This window comes from Cohnella sp. GbtcB17 (assembly GCF_019091135.1).
Taxonomy (GTDB): domain Bacteria; phylum Bacillota; class Bacilli; order Paenibacillales; family Paenibacillaceae; genus Cohnella.
Genome location: NZ_JAGXJW010000255.1, coordinates 1 through 272, shown reverse-complemented (window position 1 = coordinate 272; position 272 = coordinate 1). Strand labels below are relative to the sequence as shown.

The 272-nt window shown below is 29.4% G+C and carries 1 pseudogene; it reads left to right on the top strand.

The features are described 5' to 3' along the window. Window positions 1-272, top strand: a pseudogene (locus KVT38_RS33720) (hypothetical protein); the annotation flags it as partial.

The following is a 272-nucleotide window of genomic DNA, read 5'->3' as shown; positions in this document are numbered from 1 at the left end:
ACTTCAAGTCATTCATCTGAAATAATTGAACAAAATTTTTCTAATACATCAGCTCATATACTATCCTATAGTGAAAAATTGCAAAAAAACAACACTCCAACCTTTTCTAGTAATCTTTTAAACTCACAAAATGAACCCAAACCTAATAAAAAGTTTAAGATCGAAGAGGCAACCATAGCCGATCTGCAATTTGCTATGAAAACAAATAAAATTACTTCCAAAGAATTAGTCCATGCATATTTAGATCGTATCGAAAAATATGATAATCAAGG